The organism is Lentzea sp. NPDC020367 (assembly GCF_044387305.1).
Taxonomy (GTDB): Bacteria; Actinomycetota; Actinomycetes; order Mycobacteriales; family Pseudonocardiaceae; genus Lentzea.
Genome location: NZ_JBIRVV010000030.1, coordinates 1 through 14,821 on the forward strand (window position 1 = coordinate 1; position 14,821 = coordinate 14,821).

General features: G+C 70.5%; 15 protein-coding genes. 8 read left to right on the forward strand and 7 right to left on the reverse strand.

Going from position 1 to position 14,821, the window contains the following annotated elements; all coding sequences use genetic code 11:
• Positions 1-186 (reverse strand): 30S ribosomal protein S2 (gene rpsB, locus ACH413_RS46880; protein WP_396426186.1); only part of this gene is annotated, 186 nt, incomplete at its 3' end.
• Between the two features lie 373 nt (positions 187-559).
• Here rpsB and ACH413_RS46885 point away from each other — a divergent pair.
• Positions 560-1,033, forward strand: a complete 474-nt coding sequence (locus tag ACH413_RS46885) for a M23 family metallopeptidase (protein WP_360047341.1) — start codon at positions 560-562, stop codon at positions 1,031-1,033.
• Positions 1,034-2,234: 1,201 nt separating this feature from the next.
• Here the strand turns inward: ACH413_RS46885 and ACH413_RS46890 are convergent.
• Together ACH413_RS46890 and ACH413_RS46895 are read right to left on the reverse strand one after the other, a co-directional pair.
• A complete protein-coding gene (locus ACH413_RS46890) occupies positions 2,235-3,230 on the reverse strand; it encodes a FliA/WhiG family RNA polymerase sigma factor (protein ID WP_396426188.1) in 996 nt (331 codons plus the stop codon).
• Positions 3,205-4,182 (reverse strand): tyrosine recombinase XerC, encoded by a 978-nt coding sequence (locus tag ACH413_RS46895; RefSeq protein WP_360047342.1) that lies wholly within the window; start codon positions 4,180-4,182, stop codon positions 3,205-3,207. The genes ACH413_RS46890 and ACH413_RS46895 overlap by 26 nt, the downstream gene beginning before the upstream one ends.
• Before the next feature lie 157 nt (positions 4,183-4,339).
• Here ACH413_RS46895 and ACH413_RS46900 point away from each other — a divergent pair, with 157 nt between their 5' ends.
• Positions 4,340-4,870, forward strand: a complete 531-nt coding sequence (locus ACH413_RS46900; RefSeq protein WP_360047343.1) for a hypothetical protein — start codon at positions 4,340-4,342, stop codon at positions 4,868-4,870.
• 71 nt (positions 4,871-4,941) lie between these two features.
• On the forward strand, positions 4,942-6,399 hold the full coding sequence (locus tag ACH413_RS46905; RefSeq protein WP_360047344.1) for a M48 family metalloprotease: 1,458 nt from the start codon (positions 4,942-4,944) through the stop codon (positions 6,397-6,399).
• A 25-nt stretch (positions 6,400-6,424) separates the two neighbouring features.
• Here the strand turns inward: ACH413_RS46905 and dprA are convergent, their stop codons facing one another.
• The gene (dprA, locus tag ACH413_RS46910) at positions 6,425-8,263 is read right to left on the reverse strand and encodes a DNA-processing protein DprA (RefSeq protein ID WP_360047345.1); all 1,839 of its coding nucleotides are present in this window, start codon (positions 8,261-8,263) and stop codon (positions 6,425-6,427) included.
• A gap of 545 nt (positions 8,264-8,808) precedes the next feature.
• Positions 8,809-9,102: a hypothetical protein gene (locus ACH413_RS46915; RefSeq protein ID WP_396426192.1), complete on the reverse strand. Its 294-nt coding sequence runs from the start codon at positions 9,100-9,102 to the stop codon at positions 8,809-8,811.
• Between ACH413_RS46915 and ACH413_RS46920 the strand changes: the two genes are divergently transcribed.
• The 5 genes from ACH413_RS46920 to ACH413_RS46940 all read left to right on the forward strand — a co-directional run bounded on the left by ACH413_RS46920 (position 9,059) and on the right by ACH413_RS46940 (position 14,060).
• Positions 9,059-9,691 carry a helix-turn-helix domain-containing protein gene (locus ACH413_RS46920; RefSeq protein ID WP_360047346.1) on the forward strand — a complete coding sequence of 211 codons (633 nt, stop codon included), beginning with the start codon at positions 9,059-9,061 and terminating at the stop codon, positions 9,689-9,691. The genes ACH413_RS46915 and ACH413_RS46920 overlap by 44 nt on opposite strands.
• Complete coding sequence (locus ACH413_RS46925; RefSeq protein WP_360047347.1) at positions 9,688-10,656, forward strand: hypothetical protein; 969 nt, start codon at positions 9,688-9,690, stop codon at positions 10,654-10,656. Before ACH413_RS46920 ends, ACH413_RS46925 begins: the two co-directional genes overlap by 4 nt.
• On the forward strand, positions 10,653-12,812 hold the full coding sequence (locus ACH413_RS46930) for a cell division protein FtsK (protein ID WP_360047348.1): 2,160 nt from the start codon (positions 10,653-10,655) through the stop codon (positions 12,810-12,812). The genes ACH413_RS46925 and ACH413_RS46930 overlap by 4 nt, the downstream gene beginning before the upstream one ends.
• Before the next feature lie 219 nt (positions 12,813-13,031).
• Entirely contained in the window at positions 13,032-13,187 is a 156-nt protein-coding gene (locus ACH413_RS46935) for a hypothetical protein (RefSeq protein WP_360047349.1), read from the forward strand.
• A gap of 108 nt (positions 13,188-13,295) precedes the next feature.
• On the forward strand, positions 13,296-14,060 hold the full coding sequence (locus ACH413_RS46940; protein WP_360047350.1) for a hypothetical protein: 765 nt from the start codon (positions 13,296-13,298) through the stop codon (positions 14,058-14,060).
• A 30-nt stretch (positions 14,061-14,090) separates the two neighbouring features.
• On the opposite strand, the gene ACH413_RS46945 is transcribed toward ACH413_RS46940, so the two are convergent.
• Both ACH413_RS46945 and ACH413_RS46950 read right to left on the reverse strand, forming a co-directional pair.
• Entirely contained in the window at positions 14,091-14,429 is a 339-nt protein-coding gene (locus ACH413_RS46945; RefSeq protein ID WP_360047351.1) for a hypothetical protein, read from the reverse strand.
• Complete coding sequence (locus tag ACH413_RS46950; RefSeq protein ID WP_360047352.1) at positions 14,426-14,689, reverse strand: hypothetical protein; 264 nt, start codon at positions 14,687-14,689, stop codon at positions 14,426-14,428. The genes ACH413_RS46945 and ACH413_RS46950 overlap by 4 nt, the downstream gene beginning before the upstream one ends.
• Positions 14,690-14,821: the final 132 nt, after the last annotated feature.

Here is a 14,821-nt window from a genome sequence, read left to right on the forward strand (position 1 = left end):
GTGCGCGACCGTTTCCTTCACGAACTCGTAAGCCCGGTCGATGTAGGTCAGCGTCTGCTGCAGGTCGATGATGTAGATGCCGTTGCGCTCAGTGATGTAGCGCTTCATCTTCGGGTTCCAGCGCCGGGTCTGGTGCCCGAAGTGCACGCCGCTGTCAAGCAGCTGCTTCATGGTTACGACGGCCATGGCCGGTTCGCACCTCATCTGTCGGGACGCGCGAGGTCTCGCCTTTGCGCGTCAGTTCGGTTTTCGCTTCCGGCCGGGTTCGGCCTTCAGCCCTGGTGCCGAAGCCGCCGTTCGTACCCACGGAACATCTCTGCTCCGTCGGGACCGTCGAACGTCGTGACTCGACCCAGCTGGGATCAGCCGGTCGGATCTGCGTTGGCACGCGAAGTCGTCCCGCGCACAGACGGGACGCGCCCAAAAGTCTACTCCCCACCCCCGACAAACTTCGAATCGCCCCCATCTCGCAGGGGGTAGTTGTCCACAACCGGCGAGTAATCCACAGATCCCCAATACCCGCTGGTCCCCGCCACGCCCTCCCGCCACCGTTGACCCCATGCCCCTCCTCCCCACCGCACTGCTCGTCTCGACGCTCCTGGCCCCCGCCCCGGTCCGGTTCGCCTGGCCGCTGCCACCGCCCCACTCGGTGGTGCGCGCGTTCGAGGCGCCGGCCTCCCCGTTCGGCCCCGGTCACCGAGGCGTGGACCTCACCGCGCCCGCCGGCACAGCGGTCCTGGCAGCGGGCGACGCCACAGTGGTGTTCGCAGGCGCGGTGGCAGCCAGAACCCTGGTGTCCCTGCAACACGGCAACGGCCTGCGCACCACCTACGAACCGATCGCCCCCACCGTCACGCCGGGCCGCCCAGTACGCCGCGGCGAGGTGATCGGCCACCTGCAGCCGGGCCACTGCTCGTCCCCCTGCCTGCACTGGGGCGCCCGCCGAGCCAACGCGTACCTGGACCCGCTCCGCCTGCTCAGCACGGGCCGCGTCCGCCTGCTCCCCCTGACCACACCTTCCCGAGGCGGCTAGCCACCTCCGTCACGCGGCACTGTCCCCCGCGCGACGCTCCGATAGGGCGCTTGCCGCCGCTCCCACGGCGGCAAAGCAGCGGCGCACCCCGACACGCCGCCGCCAGCGCCCGCCAGGTGGCCGGGAGACGGCCGTCCGCTCACCCCACCCGTCTCCCGGCCCACCTGTTCCCCAGCAGCGCGGTTCCCGCGCCGCCCGCCGCCCACCAAACGTCCGCGAGCGGCTCGCCCATCGCCACCACGACTCGCCAGCCCCACGACCGCTCCCGTTCGCCAGCCCCACGGCGCCCGCAGTCGTGCACTGCCCAACTCCCAGCTCAGGCGTCTACCCGCTGCTCGCTCCTGGACACGCAACCGCAGTCCGGCTGTCGTCAAGCTGCTCGCCAGCCGCCGGACCGCCGCTGTTCCCGTTCGGCATTCGTGCAGCGCTCAGCGCCCGCCGTCGTGCACTGCCCCGGTTCAAGCGTTCACCCCGTGCTCGAGTTCCAGCGGCGCCTGGACACGCGACCACAGTCCGCTGTCGTCGAGCCGCTCACCTGCCGCCACCGCAGCTCGCCAGCCCCACAACCGCCGCTGTTCCGGTTCCGCATCCGCTCGGCGCACCCGGTCGTTCGTTGCCCGACTCCAGGTCACCCGGCCCGTCTCTCCCGCGGCCCACCTGTTCACCCGTTGCGCCGCTCCCGCAACGCCTGACCGCCCGCGGCGCGACCGCAGTCCAACCGTCCGCGAGCGGCTCGCCTGTCGCCACCGCGGCTCGCCAGCCCCACGACCACCGCTGTTCCCGTGCGGCATCCGCTCGGTGCACCTGGTCGTTCGCTGCCCGACTCCCGGTTCAGGCGTTCGCCTGCTGCCCGGTTCCCGCGACGCTTGACCGCTCGCCATACGACCGCAGACCGGCCGTTCGCGAGCTGCTCGCGGTTCGGTACAGCGGTTCGCCCGGAGCACGACGAGCGCTGCTCTCGTTCGGCGCTCAGCGCGCATGGGCGTTCGGTGCCCGACTGCGGGGTCCGGCGTTCGCCTCGATGCCCGAGTGGGCACAGGGTGTGCTTGGAGCAGGGCCAAGGGCCACCCGTTCGAGTGAATTCGCCCTGGCAACGGACGGAAAGGGGTTCAAGCCGCCTTGAGGAGGCCCCGTACGACTTCTCGGTACGGGTGTCCGGCAGCCCGGCGCTCGCCAGGCTGCTGGATGAGACGAGGTGCGGTCAGGCCTCGGACTGCTCGTTGAGCTTGGTGCGCAGGCGCAGGACGGCGCGGGTGTGCAGCTGGCAGACCCTGGACTCGGTCACACCGAGGACCTTGCCGATCTCGGCCAGGGTCAGGTTCTCGAAGTAGTAGAGGGTCACGACCACGCGGTCGCGTTCTGCCAGCTGGGCGATCGCGTCGGCCAGCTGACGGCGGCTGTCCTGGTCGACGAGGCTCGCCACCGGGTCTTCCGCGGCGTCGTCGGGGAGCGATTCGGCCAGGGAGGAGCCGCCCTTGTTCGGGGCGATCAGCTCGTCCAGGGCGACGACGCTGGTGAGCTGGAGCTGGCCGTAGAGCTCGCGCAGTTCGGCCAGGCCGATCTTGAGCTCTGCGGCGAGCTCGCGGTCGGTGGGCGTGCGCTGCAGCTTGGCGCCGAGGCGTTCGAGGGCTCGTTCCACGTCGCGGGCGCGGCTGCGGACCGAGCGCGGCACCCAGTCCTGGGAGCGCAGGTCGTCGAGGATCGCACCGCGAATGCGCTGCATGGCGTAGGTCTCGAACTTGAGGCCGCGTTCCGGCTCGAACTTCTCGATCGCGTCGACCAGGCCGAAGATGCCGGACTGGATCAGGTCGGCCACGTCCACGTGGGCGGGCAGGCCCGTGCCGACGCGGCCGGCGACGTACTTGACCAGCGGCGCGTAGTGCAGCACCAGGCGGTCGCGCTGGCTCTGCTCGCGGGACTCGCCGTAGCTGCGCCACAGCGCGACGATGCCGGCCTCGACGTCGTCACCGGACCGCACGTCCGCGCGCGTCACCGCAGTCGGAACGGCCGCGGGCGTGCCGTTGACATGCGTGTTGGCACCGGGCTCGGGGGTCGCCTCGGTGCGTGGCGCGCCGTTCTGACGGTGCCCGTTGCTCGCCTGCTTCGACACTGGTGCGGGCAGGACGGGTTCAGGGGGCACGGTCGCCGTACGCGATCCTCCCCCTGCGGCGTCAGGAACGGGGGTGGGTTCGGTCATGGATCGCCTTCAGCCGTTCGACAGTGACGTGTGTGTAAAGCTGAGTCGTTGCGAGCGTAGCGTGACCAAGCAGTTCTTGGACGGTGCGCAGGTCCGCTCCTCCTTCCAGCAAATGGGTCGCGGCGGAGTGGCGCAACCCGTGCGGCCCGATGTCCGGTGCGTCCGGCACGACGGCGACGACCTCGTGCACAAGAGTGCGAACGGCTCGCTGGTTCAGCCTGCCGCCGCGGGCGCCCAGGAACACCGCCGGTGGTGAATCCGGTGCTACCAGGGCGTTTCTGCCCTCGTCCACCCACCGCCGCAGCGCTCGCTCGGCCGGCACGCCGAACGGCGTGCTGCGCTCGCGTCCACCTTTGCCCAGAACTCGAATCACCCTTAGGGAGTAGTCCACGTCGTCGAGATCAAGACCACAGAGTTCGGCCACGCGGATACCTGTGGCGTACAGCAACTCCACCACGGCCTGATCACGCAGCGCAACCGGATCACCTTGGGACGCGCCAGAGGATACGGCCCTCATCGCGTCCTTGGCCTGGTCCTCGCGCAACACCGACGGCAACGTCCGATGCGGTCGCGGAGCAGCGAGCCGAGGCCCCGGATCCGAGGCCAAATGCCCAGCTCTGTGCGCCCACGCGGTGAACGTGCGCGCGGCAGCAGCGCGGCGCGCGAGTGTCGTACGACTCGCACCCGCTGTGCGTTGCGCGGCAAGCCATGACCGCAAATTGGTCAGGTCAATGCGCTCGACATCTGCGTTTTCCGGAATATTCCCCGCCACGTGTCCAAGCAATGCCACGACGTCGCCGATGTAAGCGCGCACCGTGTGGGGCGACAGATCACGCTCCAACATCAGGTGCCGTTCGTACTGCCGCACCACGTCTTCCACGTTCACCGGCAGTTTTTCGCGCAGGCGAACGAGATCGACACGACGTGTCCGACCATGCGGCGGCGGGGACATAGGCCAAGACGCTGCGCCAGTCGGGGCGTTTGGTCAAGTATCGCCACACCCCCGCGCCATTTGAGAGCGCTCTCATGATCGGGAACACGATAACGTTTCAACTCCCTGTGACGAGCAGGGGTTTGGCGGCACGCACAGATCACCTTTCGGAGTAGTGATGGCAGCCAGCACCACCGTCCGAACAGCCGATGAACTCGCTCGCCGAGTCGTACGCAAGATCGCTCCCGAGGAGCTGTCCTCGTTCGACATCGTCGCCGCTCCCTACTTGGAGAGCCCCAAGCAGGCCGAACGCCGCCTGCGCCAGGCTCACGACGACCCGCTGGGCTTCGGTCTGGGCGACATCGTGGCGATGGCGACCCCGGTGATCGCCCTCGTGTCCGGCAGCGTGATCACCGCTGTCTCCGACAACGTCGGCAAGGCCGTCAGCGACGGCACCACCAACGCGGTGCGCAAAGCGTGGCGAAAGCTCCGCGGCAAGCCCGCCACGCCCCTCGAACTGCCGTCCACGCCACTGACCACGGCCCAGCTCGCCGAGGTGCGTCAGACAGCGCTTGAACGCGCTCTCTCGCTCGGCATGGAGCAGCAGAAGGCCGACGCGCTCGCGGACGCCGTCATCGCCGCACTCGTGCTCCGCGACAACGACCAGGGCAGCGACACCAGACGCGAGGCCGGTGACACCTCCGGATGACGGAAGCGAAGCCGCAGGTCAACCCCAGGGCATTACCGTCCGAGATGGTCCTATTGCTTCTCCTCCTCACCGTGACGGTGCTGCTCAACGTCTTCTTCGTCGCGAACTGGCTGTCCGGCCTCGAACAGGGCGGCGCAGGTTCCTACCTGCAGAAACTGCAGATGCTCCTGACGCCGGGCCTGGCCGCCTACGGCTTCTACACCGCGGTCCGCATCCGCCGCTCCACACCGATCGCCGACACCGGCCTCCGCGAGGCCGGCAAGGCCGTGGCGGAACTCGTGCGGCAGGTGAACCCGCCGCGCCACGTGGACGTCCGCCTCGGCAAACGCCTGGGCAGCCGCGCCTACGTCACCGGCGCGCCGCGCAAGCCGATCGTCGTGCTGGGACCGGAACTCCTGGCCCTGCACTCGATGCCCGGCGAACGCAAAGCCGTGTTCGACGCCGTGGTCCGCCACGAACTCGCCCACGTGCACGCGGGCGACCTCTGGTGGTACCAGCTGGCCACCGTCCTGCGGTTCTCGAACCTCTCCACCGGCTTCTTCGCCCTGCTGGTGTTGTGGCTGGATGTCCTGCTCGACCGCGGCGACGTCACCTCCTTCCTCGTGAGCACACTGCGCCTGGCCGCACTGACCCTCGTCACCGAACTGATCGCCCGCGCCTTCCTGCGCGCCCGCGAACACGCCGCCGACCTGCACGCGGCCGAGTTCGGCGTGGAAGGCCTCCTGGCCGCCGTGAAGGCGCACGAGACCGACCAGACCCGCTCGGTGGTCCGCTCCTGGCTGCGCCATCACCCGGGAGCCGATGAACGCTCCCAGGCCCTGACGAACCCGCTGCGCCTGCTGGCCTCACCGATGGGCCAGGTGTCGCTCGGTGCCGCCGCGGCGGGCACGGCCTTCGTGACGCTGCAGGACATGCTCCTCAGCGGCGACGCCGAGGACAGGAGCACCCCGATCATCACCGGCGTGGCGATCGGCATCCCGCTGACGCTGTTCGCGGCCTTCAGCCTGTGGCGCGGCGCCTGGCAGGAAGACCGCAACCGCTTGCGCCCTCTGTTCACCGCCGCCGCGCTGCTCGCCGGCCTGGTGATCGGCAGCCACCTGCCGCTCTACACCCGGATCTTCGACCAGGCTCCGATCGGCGTCCCGATCGCACCATCCGTGCTCCTCGCCCTCGCTCTGGGAACCTTCGGCCTCTGCTGGTGGCTCGACGCCCTCGGCACGTCATGGCGACGCACCGACCCGAGCGCTTCTCGAATGCCCTCCTTCCTCACGTATGCCGTGCCCTGCGCCTGCGTGGCCGGCGGCTGGCTGTTCGCGGTCTTGTGGACCTGGTCAGCCAGGCTGCGTGGCGTCTACCTCGGCTGTCCGACCGAGGAAGCCAGGAACCTGCCGATCTGCCAGTCCTCGACGCAGCAGCTCGATGTCGCGGTGACGGTCGCGAGGGACTTCGGCGTCACGTTCTGGTCGATCCTCACGGCCGTGGTCGTGGCGGCCGCGCTCGTCGTCCCGCGCTACCTCCGCACCCGCTGACTCGTCCGTCCACAGTGGACAAACCTCACCTCATCTCCAGCTTCTGCCAGCCCTCGTCGAGCTGAAGCGCCAGCCCGGCGAGTTCCAGCTCGGGCAACAACGCCCGCACCCGCTCCAACGGCACCCCGGACTCGACCGACACGACCTCGTCGCTGACCCCGTTCCGCTTCCCGAGGGCCTCGTACACCCGCATGGCCTCCCCGTGCGGTGCGCCGAGGTCGCTCTCCTTCTCGGCGGGTTCGGTGGCCAGGTCGTCGCCGAACCGCCCCACCGACTCCACGATCTCGGCGACCGAACTCACCGACACCGCCCGCCCGTCCCGCAACAACTCGTGGCAACCAACAGAACTCGCCGACGTCACAGGCCCAGGCACCACCATCAGCGGTCGTCCCAGCGCGAGCGTGATCGCAGCCGTGTTCTTGGCCCCGCTACGCCGCCCGGCCTCCACGACGACGGTGCCGCCGCCCAACGCCGCAATGAGCCTGTTGCGAGTGAGAAACCGATGCCGCGCGGGCATCACGCCGGGCGGGTACTCGCTGACGATCAGGCCTTCCCGCGCGACCTTGGCGAGCAGTCCCTGGTGCCCAGCGGGATAGGCCACGTCCACCCCGCACGCCAGCACCGCGATCGTCAGCCCGCCGGCAGCAAACGCACCGCGGTGGGCAGCACCGTCAATCCCGTACGCGGCACCGGAAACAACGGTCATGCTGGCCAACGCCAACCCGTAGGCGAACTCGCCGGCAACCTGCTCGCCGTACCCACTGGAGGCCCGCGACCCGACCACGGCCACGGCCTTGTCGACCGCGTCAGCGAGGAAATGCGGCCCACGCACCCACAACGCGAGCGGCTCACCTCCACACCGCCGAGCGTCCACGTTCTCCAGCGCGAGCAACGGCCAACGCGGCCACTCCTCGTCTTCGGGAACGACCAGCCGCCCACCGGCCTTGGCGATGGCGGCAAGGTCCGCGTGAGCCCGCTCCTCCGTCCGCCGCGCAGACGTCTGACTGGCCACGGACGGCGAAATTTCGCCGGCGCGCACGCGTTCCGCGGCCTCGATCGGCCCGACTTCGGCGACCAGCGCCGCGAGCGCCGCCGGGAAGGGCTCCGCGACGCGGGACAGGTAGGCCCTTGCCAGGCGAACGGCGTCGGTGACCGGGTTGGCCGCTGGGACGGTGGCCGGGCCGGCGGTTGGCGTGGTGGCCCGATGGGCAGTCGGCGCAGCCAGCGATGCGGCGGACCGGGCGGTGATGAGAGATGCGGTGGGCGGGTTGCCTGCCAGCGGCGCGCTGGGTCGCACGACGCGCACGACGGCCGATTCGGTGACCGGGGTGCTCACGGCGACGGCGGCCGGGTCGACGGCTCCGGTGATGGCCGATGCGGCGGCCTGAAGGGCAGGCAGAGCAGCCAGCGATGCGGCGGGCCGGGCGGTGATGAGAGATGCGGTGGGCGGGTTGCCTGCCAGCGGCGCGCTGGGTGGCACGACGCGCACGACGGCCGATTCGGTGGCCAGGTTGGTTGCCGGGACGGCGGCCGGATCGACGGCTCCGGTGATGGCCGGTGTGGCTCCCTGCTGGGCGGCCGGAGCAGCCAGCGATGCGGCGGGCCGGGTGGTGATGGGAGGTGCAGTGGGTGGGGCACCGACCGGGGGCGCGCTGGGTGGCACGACGCGCTCGGCGGCGCGTGCGGTGGGCGGCGGCGCGGTGAGCGAGGTGGTTGCGGAGCCACCTGGTGGGGTTTCGGCCGGGGGTGCGCAGGGCGGCTCTGCGGCGGGTTCGGTGGCCAGGTTGGGCGCTGGGACGGTGGCCGGGGCGGCGGGCGCAGTGGTCGGCGACGTGGTGTGCGGGGTGGTTGGCGTTCTGGTCAACGGAACCACCACCAGGGCAGCCAGCGGTGCCAAGGGGCCGGGCGCCACGGATTTGGCGGGCTGGCACCGGATGTGCGCTTCCGGACTGTGCACTGCAACTGCGGGAAGGCCGGTACGGCGGCCGTGAAGGGGGTTCTGGCCGGGATCGAGAGTGAGGTCATGGTCGGGCTCCTTGTCGAGGGTGCAGAGCGTGCGAGGTGGTTGGTGAGCGGGTCGCCCGCTGGGGAAAGGGCGGGCGACCCGCTCGGGACCGGGCATGAGCCGAGGCTCGAGGCTCACGTCCGGTGGTTCGGACGCCGGGGTTGGGACAGGCGTCCGAACGTCTCGGTGGAAGGTGCTGGGCGCGGAGTGGGAGTGGGACTCCGCGCCCAGCTGCATTGGGGGCCGCTGCGGGCGGGCGGGGTGGAGGGTGAGCGGGCGCTCGCAGGGGGACGAGCGCCTGCTCTGCTGGGGCCGGACGCGGAGTCGGGGCGTTGAAGCTCCGCGTCCGGCGGATTGGGGCGGAGAACGAAGCTCCGCGGCTGACGGCTTGGGGGTGCTGTGGGTCAGGGGGCTCGGCGTTCTCGGAACTGGAGGGCTGCGGCCACGTGGTCCTGGGTTGGGCGGTCGGCTTCGGCCAGGTCGGCGAGGGTCCAGGCGACCGCGAGCAAAGTGAAGTAGCTGAACTGGCGGGCCACCTCCCAGAACAAGGCGGCCCCGCCCGGTGCGCGAACACCAAGACGGGGCCTCGACCTGGACAACGGAGGTCCAAGCCGTGCACTCATCGTGCCAGGAGCCCCGACCGGCGGTGACGCCGTGAGCCTCGAAGCCATCACGTGGGCGCTCAACCACGCCCCCATCCCTCGCGACCGGCGCGACGCCTCCTCTCTGGCCGTCGTTCTGCTGAGCCTCGCGAACCACGCCGGTCCCGACGGCTGCAACGCCTTCCCGGCCGTGTCCACGCTGGTCCGGTACACCCGCCTCTCTGAGCGGTCCGTCCAGTACGCGCTGCGTGCGCTGGAAGAGCTGGAGCTGATCAGCGCGTCCGATCCCACGATCGTGGCCGCGTACGTGAAGCGCTCCGACCGTCGCCCGCGCGGCTGGGACCTGGCAGTCCACAGGACTGACCGGCCTGTGGATAACCCCCAGGACGGGGTGCAGAGTCTGCGCCCCGCTGACCAGCACGGGGTGCAAACTCGGGGCCACGGGGTGCAAACAGCGACGGCACGGGGTGCAAACACTGCACCCGAACCGTCCTTTAACCGTCCTAAGAACCATCCCGCGTCGAGCGCGCCCGGCGGGCGCTCGACGGTGCCGCCGGAGTGCGGGCAGTGCGACGCCCGGCCCGGTGATCCGATCAGCGCCCGCGTCATCTGGACGGACAAGGACCGCGTCAACTCCACCTCGTGCCCGCGCTGCGCGCCGCAGAGGTCCGGGGGTGCCCGGTGAGCACTCCCATCCCCATCCCCGAACCGAGTGACGACGACGTGGAGCGCGCTGTGGCGGAGCTGGAGAAGTTCGTGGCCGGACACGCCCCGGCTGGACGGTCGGCTGACGAACTGCCCGCATCGAAGCGGGTCCGCGAGCTGCGCGCCGAGGTGGCCGAGTCGCACGCCCTGCTGGAGTTGCAGGCCGACACCGCTCCCCTGCTGGTCGACACCGACCGTGTGCGTCGCAGCCGCAAGCGCTCCGCCGAGGCCGCCCGCCTGCACGAGCTGGCGCAGGACCCGGCCGCCCGTGCCTGGCAGGCCGCCCGCATCCGCTCCGTCCTGACCACCGTGGCCCTGACGGCGCTGGTTGGCGCGCTGGCCTGGTCCACCACGGGCGTGCACCACACGCTGACCCGCACCATGACCGAGCAGGGCGCGGCCTGGTGGGGCGCGTGGGCGGTGGAGCCGGTGATCTCGGCCGTGCTGCTGGTGATCGTCGGAGCGCGTGCCTTCCTGGCCACCCGTGGCCGTGCGCTGCACCACCGCCACCTGACCGTGGTCGAGTACGGCGCGCTGCTGGTGACGCTGACGCTGAACGTGTGGCCGTACCTGCCGGGGCAGGCCGACCGGTTCGACCCGATGCAGCTCCTGGCGCACGCGATCGGCCCGTTGGTGGCCGTCGGCGCGGTGGCCGTACTGCCCATCATCTGGTCCGCGTTCGCAGCCCTCGACCACGGCACCGTGGCCTCCCCTACTCCGAGCCCTACTGGCCCGAAGTACAGGGAAAACACCCCCCGCCTGGAGATCGAGGAACAGGGGGCTACCGACCCTCGCGCCGCCGTCCTGGTGGACCGCGTCCGCCGGATGATCGCGGCCGGGGAGCTGCCCGCCAACCCGTCCGCGACTCGGCTCCGCGAGGTGCTGGAGTGCGGCACGGACACCGCCCGCGAGGTCCGGGACGCACTGCGCGGAGGTGCCGCGTGAGCGCCCCCTATTACAAGGACGCGGAGACGGGCGGCGAGCTGATCCCGTTCCCGAGCATGGCCGCCGCCGACGCGCCCCAGGCCCGCCAGGAGAACACGGCGGTGGACGCCACTCCGCCCGTGCTTGACGGGGAGCTGATCACCGAGGCCGAGTACCGGCGCTCGAAGGCGCGGCAGCTCGCTGACTCGGCGGTGTCTCGCCTGCCTGCGCAGTGGCAGACCCCCGAGTCCGCGCGGCAGGCGGGCGCGGAGCTGGCGGGCTGGATGGTCCTGGTTCCGGTGCGGTACCCGGCGGCTGTCGGGCGTGGCCTGGCGGTGTCGGCTCGTACCTGGTGGGCGTGGGTGCGGGTCAGCGACTTCTATGAGGCGTCGAAGGCGGCCGACCGGCTGGCCGACAAGTGGCAGGAGATCGCGGCCGTGCGCCGCCGCCGGGGTGTTATCTCGCTGGTCAGCAGCGGGGTGACTGGCCTCGGCATGCTGGTCACGGAGCTGACCGCCGGTTCCCTGCCGCTGCTGATCACGGGCGGCGCGCTGTCGGCGGCGCTGGCCGTGGCCGGACGACGCAAGGACGGCGCTGGCGGACGCACGACCCGCCTCGGCTCCCGCTCGCTGGCGTGGCTGATGAACGGAGACCACCTCGTGGTGGCGTTCCGTGAGGCCAAGCTGATCGGACGAGATGAGTCGTTGATGCTGGTCAAGGCTCCGCGCCACGACGGCACCGGGTGGGCGCTGACCATCGACCTTCCGCCGTCACGCAAGGCGTCGGACGTGATCAGCAAGCGCGAGGCGCTGGCCTCCGCCCTCGCGGTAGACGAGGTCCGCTTGATCGTGGAGCGGGTCCGGGGCGATGCCGGCCACGCCGGGCGGCTGGCGCTGTGGGTGGGCGACGCCGACCCGTACGGCGCTGACCCGGTCCCCAGCCCTCTGGCCACGGCGTCGGCCTGGGACCTGTGGCAGCCGGTTCCGTTCGGCACCACGGCGCGCGGTGCGGTGGTGAACCTGCCGGTCGTGTGGACTTCGCTGCTGATCGGCGCGATTCCCCGCCAGGGCAAGACGTTCGTCGCCCGCCTGCCGCTGACGGCCGCCGCTCTTGACCCGCACGTGCGCGTGATCATCGCGGACGGGAAGGGCGGCAAGGACTTCCGGCCGTTCGAGCAGGTAGCGCACCGGTTCATCCGCGGCTCCAGGGAGGCCGACGCCCGGCGACTGATCAGCGTGCTGGAGGAGTGCGCCGCCGACGTGGCCGACCGGTTCGACCGGTTGGGCGAGATGGACGACGAGCTGTGTCCCGAGTCCAAGGTGACGCCGGAGATCACCCGCGACCCGGCCCACGGGATGCCGCTGACCGTCATCGGCATTGACGAGGTGCAGAACTTCCTGGGCCTGGACGTGCCGCTGGACCTCGACAACCCCAAGGGCAAGAAGGTGGGGACGCGGATCTGCGAGCTGCTGACCTACATCGCCAAGACCGGCCCCGCCGCCGGGTACTCGCTGGTCCTGGCGACGCAGAAGCCCGACGCCCAGGTGATCCCGGACGGTCTGCGCGGCCAGCTCGGGACCCGGTTCGCGCTGAAGGTCATGACCTACCAGGCGTCGGAGACCATCCTCGGTGCAGGCACCTACCGGGCGGGGATGGACGCCTCCAAGCTGCTGACCAGCCACAAGGGCGTGGGTCTGCTGCTCGGTGCGGACGGCGAAACGGAGCTGTCCGCCGGGGACGCGGTGACCGTGCGGACCCACTTGCTGCACATCGCGGCCATCCGCGCGGCGTGCGAGCGCGGCCGGGCGCTGCGCGAACAGGCCGGGACCCTCACCGGTGACGCCGCCGGAGACCACGACCTGGCCACGCTGGACCCGGCCGCGACCGAACGCCTGGCCAACGAGGTGACCGCGACCGTCCCGGAGGCCGTGGACGCCGAGCTGGTGCACGAGCTGCCCGAGGTCCTGGCGCTCCTGGCCGACGTGATCGGCGACGAGTGCGGCCTGGTGCCCACTGGCGAGTTGGCCGCCCGCATCGGCTGGGAGACCAAGCCGTTCGGGGAAGCACTGCGCGCCGCCGGGGTGCCCTCGGCGGGCAAGCGCCGGATGCCGGGCCACGACAACCCCGTCAGCGTCGCCGACATCGACGCCGTTCGACAGGTGATCTACGGCGCTTGAGGCCGGAACGGGGTCGGCACACACGACCGGCCCCGGTTCCAGCCGTTCCGACCTCCACCACTGAGCCACTGACCGCACTGGCATGCGCAAACACGGCGCGTTCCGACCTCCAGCGCGGTCAGCCTGGTTCCCCTCCAGCACCCCCGCATGAGCCCCGAACAGGGCTTTGTTCCAACCCCTCGGCACGCCGCCGAGGCCGGCCAAATCAGAGAGGAACCCATGCCCACCATCAACAGCTCCCGCGAGTTTCGCCCCGGCCGCTGGCTCGCACTTGTCGCCGCCGCGTGCTTCGTGGCCTACCTGTTCGGGGCGAACTCGGTGACGCCCACTGACCCGGCTCGTACGTCGCCTCCGGCGGCGAACTGCCCGAGCTGACGGCACACCGCGATACGAGGCCGCCCCTGGCCCTCCGTCAGGGCGGCCTCGTCCTATCCCTCGGCCTTACCCTTCTGTCCTCATCAACACGCCGAGACAAGGACGACGATGCAGGGCAGAGAAGCGGCCGAGCCACTGTTCGACGCGGGCGACTGGATCGCGCTAGCAGCGGTGGCCGTCGCGATCGTCGCGGTAGTCATCGCCATCATGCAGGTGCGGGAAGCAAGCAAGGCACGCAAGGCGACCGAGGTACAGGCCGACAACTCCACTACGGCGCTCGGCCTGTCTGCGAGGCAGGCCGCCGCAGGCGAGAAGTCGGCCACTCACGCGATGCTCTCGCTTGGAACGGCCGACCGGGCAGCTGACGCGGCCGAAGAGCAGGCGGTCACCGCGCGGCAAGCACTGCGGACGGCGGAAGACCAAGTAACTGAAGCAGCGGCGGCGGTCCGTGCGGCTGAAGCGCAGGTGGAAATCATGCGGCAAGCACTCGAAGCCGAGAACGCCGAGCGGCACGAACGGAGGGGACCGCAGTTTTCGGTGGCTGAGACCGGCAAGAGGAACAACTCCAGGGTGCTGACGGTGACGATGCTCTCTGGTCCACCTGTCGTGTCGGTAAGGCCAAGCTGGACGGCTGACTCTTCTGCGCCTGGAAGCGATGGCGATCACGTCGGCGGGATTCAGGCTGGTGACTACGAGCCCCAGCCAATGATGACCAACGACAGCTTTGAGATCGAGGTGGTGGCCCCGACCATCACGAAGCCGATGGTTGTCCAGGTGTACCTGCGCTGCCTTGATGTGGACGACGAGAGCAGCAGCTGGGAGCGCACACGATCTGTGCGGCTGGAACCAGGTCCTCAGCTCCGATTCATCTAGTCGACATGGCCACAGACATTGCCCATCAAGTCAGGCAGGTCCCGTCCCCCTAGCCAGTCGTGGTGCCAGTCGATCCTCGGGGGTCGGCAGCAACAGCAGCTCGTTCACGACCACCGCAAGGGAGTCGGTGAGTTCCCAGACGATCGCGTTGTCGCGGTCCACGCGGATACCAAGCGCGTCGCCCTCGTCGTGAAACCTGATTGAGTCGACCCAGCCGCCCGGCCACCGGTGAAAGCCGTCCAGGAATGCCTGTCCCTCCTGGTAGGGCAGGAACGTCCACCCGCCGCCCTTCAGGTCGAGCAACGGCCGCACCACCGGAAACAGTCCCACCGCGACGGCTTCCGGAGACCCCGGCACGATCAGAGTCATGCGGCACGCTCCGAGATGGAACCGCGCTCGGCGGCCGGGTCGGGGTCGCCGACCGCCGTGCGCGGAGTCGGGAGAAGCGGCAGCGAGTCAGCGCCACAGCGCTCCCGCAGCTCGGCCACGCTGATTCGGCCGGCCAGCGCTGCGCGGACGCGGTCGGCCTGACGGCGGCGCAGCGTCTCGCGGCGGACGTGGTGACCGAGCCAGCAGACCAGGCCAACGGCGACGGCCCCCAGCATCGTCACGATCGCAATCGCACCCATGTACTCAGAGTCGACCGGTCCCAGCGGCCGGTGCAGGGCATCACGCGGGGCAGATCGGGGCAGGCCGGGGCACGCAGCTCCATGACTCGCCGCATCAGCGCGGTTACGCTCGAACCGTGCCGGAGCCGAACC

What these genes read in the sequence shown, in the direction of transcription:
- ACH413_RS46885 (WP_360047341.1), top strand. Translation starts at nt 560, where the DNA reads ATGCCCCTCCTCCCCACCGCACTGCTCGTCTCGACGCTCCTGGCCCCC.
- ACH413_RS46890 (WP_396426188.1), bottom strand. Translation starts at nt 3,230, where the DNA reads ATGACCGAACCCACCCCCGTTCCTGACGCCGCAGGGGGAGGATCGCGT.
- ACH413_RS46895 (WP_360047342.1), bottom strand. Translation starts at nt 4,182, where the DNA reads ATGTCCCCGCCGCCGCATGGTCGGACACGTCGTGTCGATCTCGTTCGC.
- ACH413_RS46900 (WP_360047343.1), top strand. Translation starts at nt 4,340, where the DNA reads ATGGCAGCCAGCACCACCGTCCGAACAGCCGATGAACTCGCTCGCCGA.
- ACH413_RS46915 (WP_396426192.1), bottom strand. Translation starts at nt 9,102, where the DNA reads ATGGGGGCGTGGTTGAGCGCCCACGTGATGGCTTCGAGGCTCACGGCG.
- ACH413_RS46935 (WP_360047349.1), top strand. Translation starts at nt 13,032, where the DNA reads ATGCCCACCATCAACAGCTCCCGCGAGTTTCGCCCCGGCCGCTGGCTC.
- ACH413_RS46940 (WP_360047350.1), top strand. Translation starts at nt 13,296, where the DNA reads ATGCAGGGCAGAGAAGCGGCCGAGCCACTGTTCGACGCGGGCGACTGG.
- ACH413_RS46945 (WP_360047351.1), bottom strand. Translation starts at nt 14,429, where the DNA reads ATGACTCTGATCGTGCCGGGGTCTCCGGAAGCCGTCGCGGTGGGACTG.
- ACH413_RS46950 (WP_360047352.1), bottom strand. Translation starts at nt 14,689, where the DNA reads ATGGGTGCGATTGCGATCGTGACGATGCTGGGGGCCGTCGCCGTTGGC.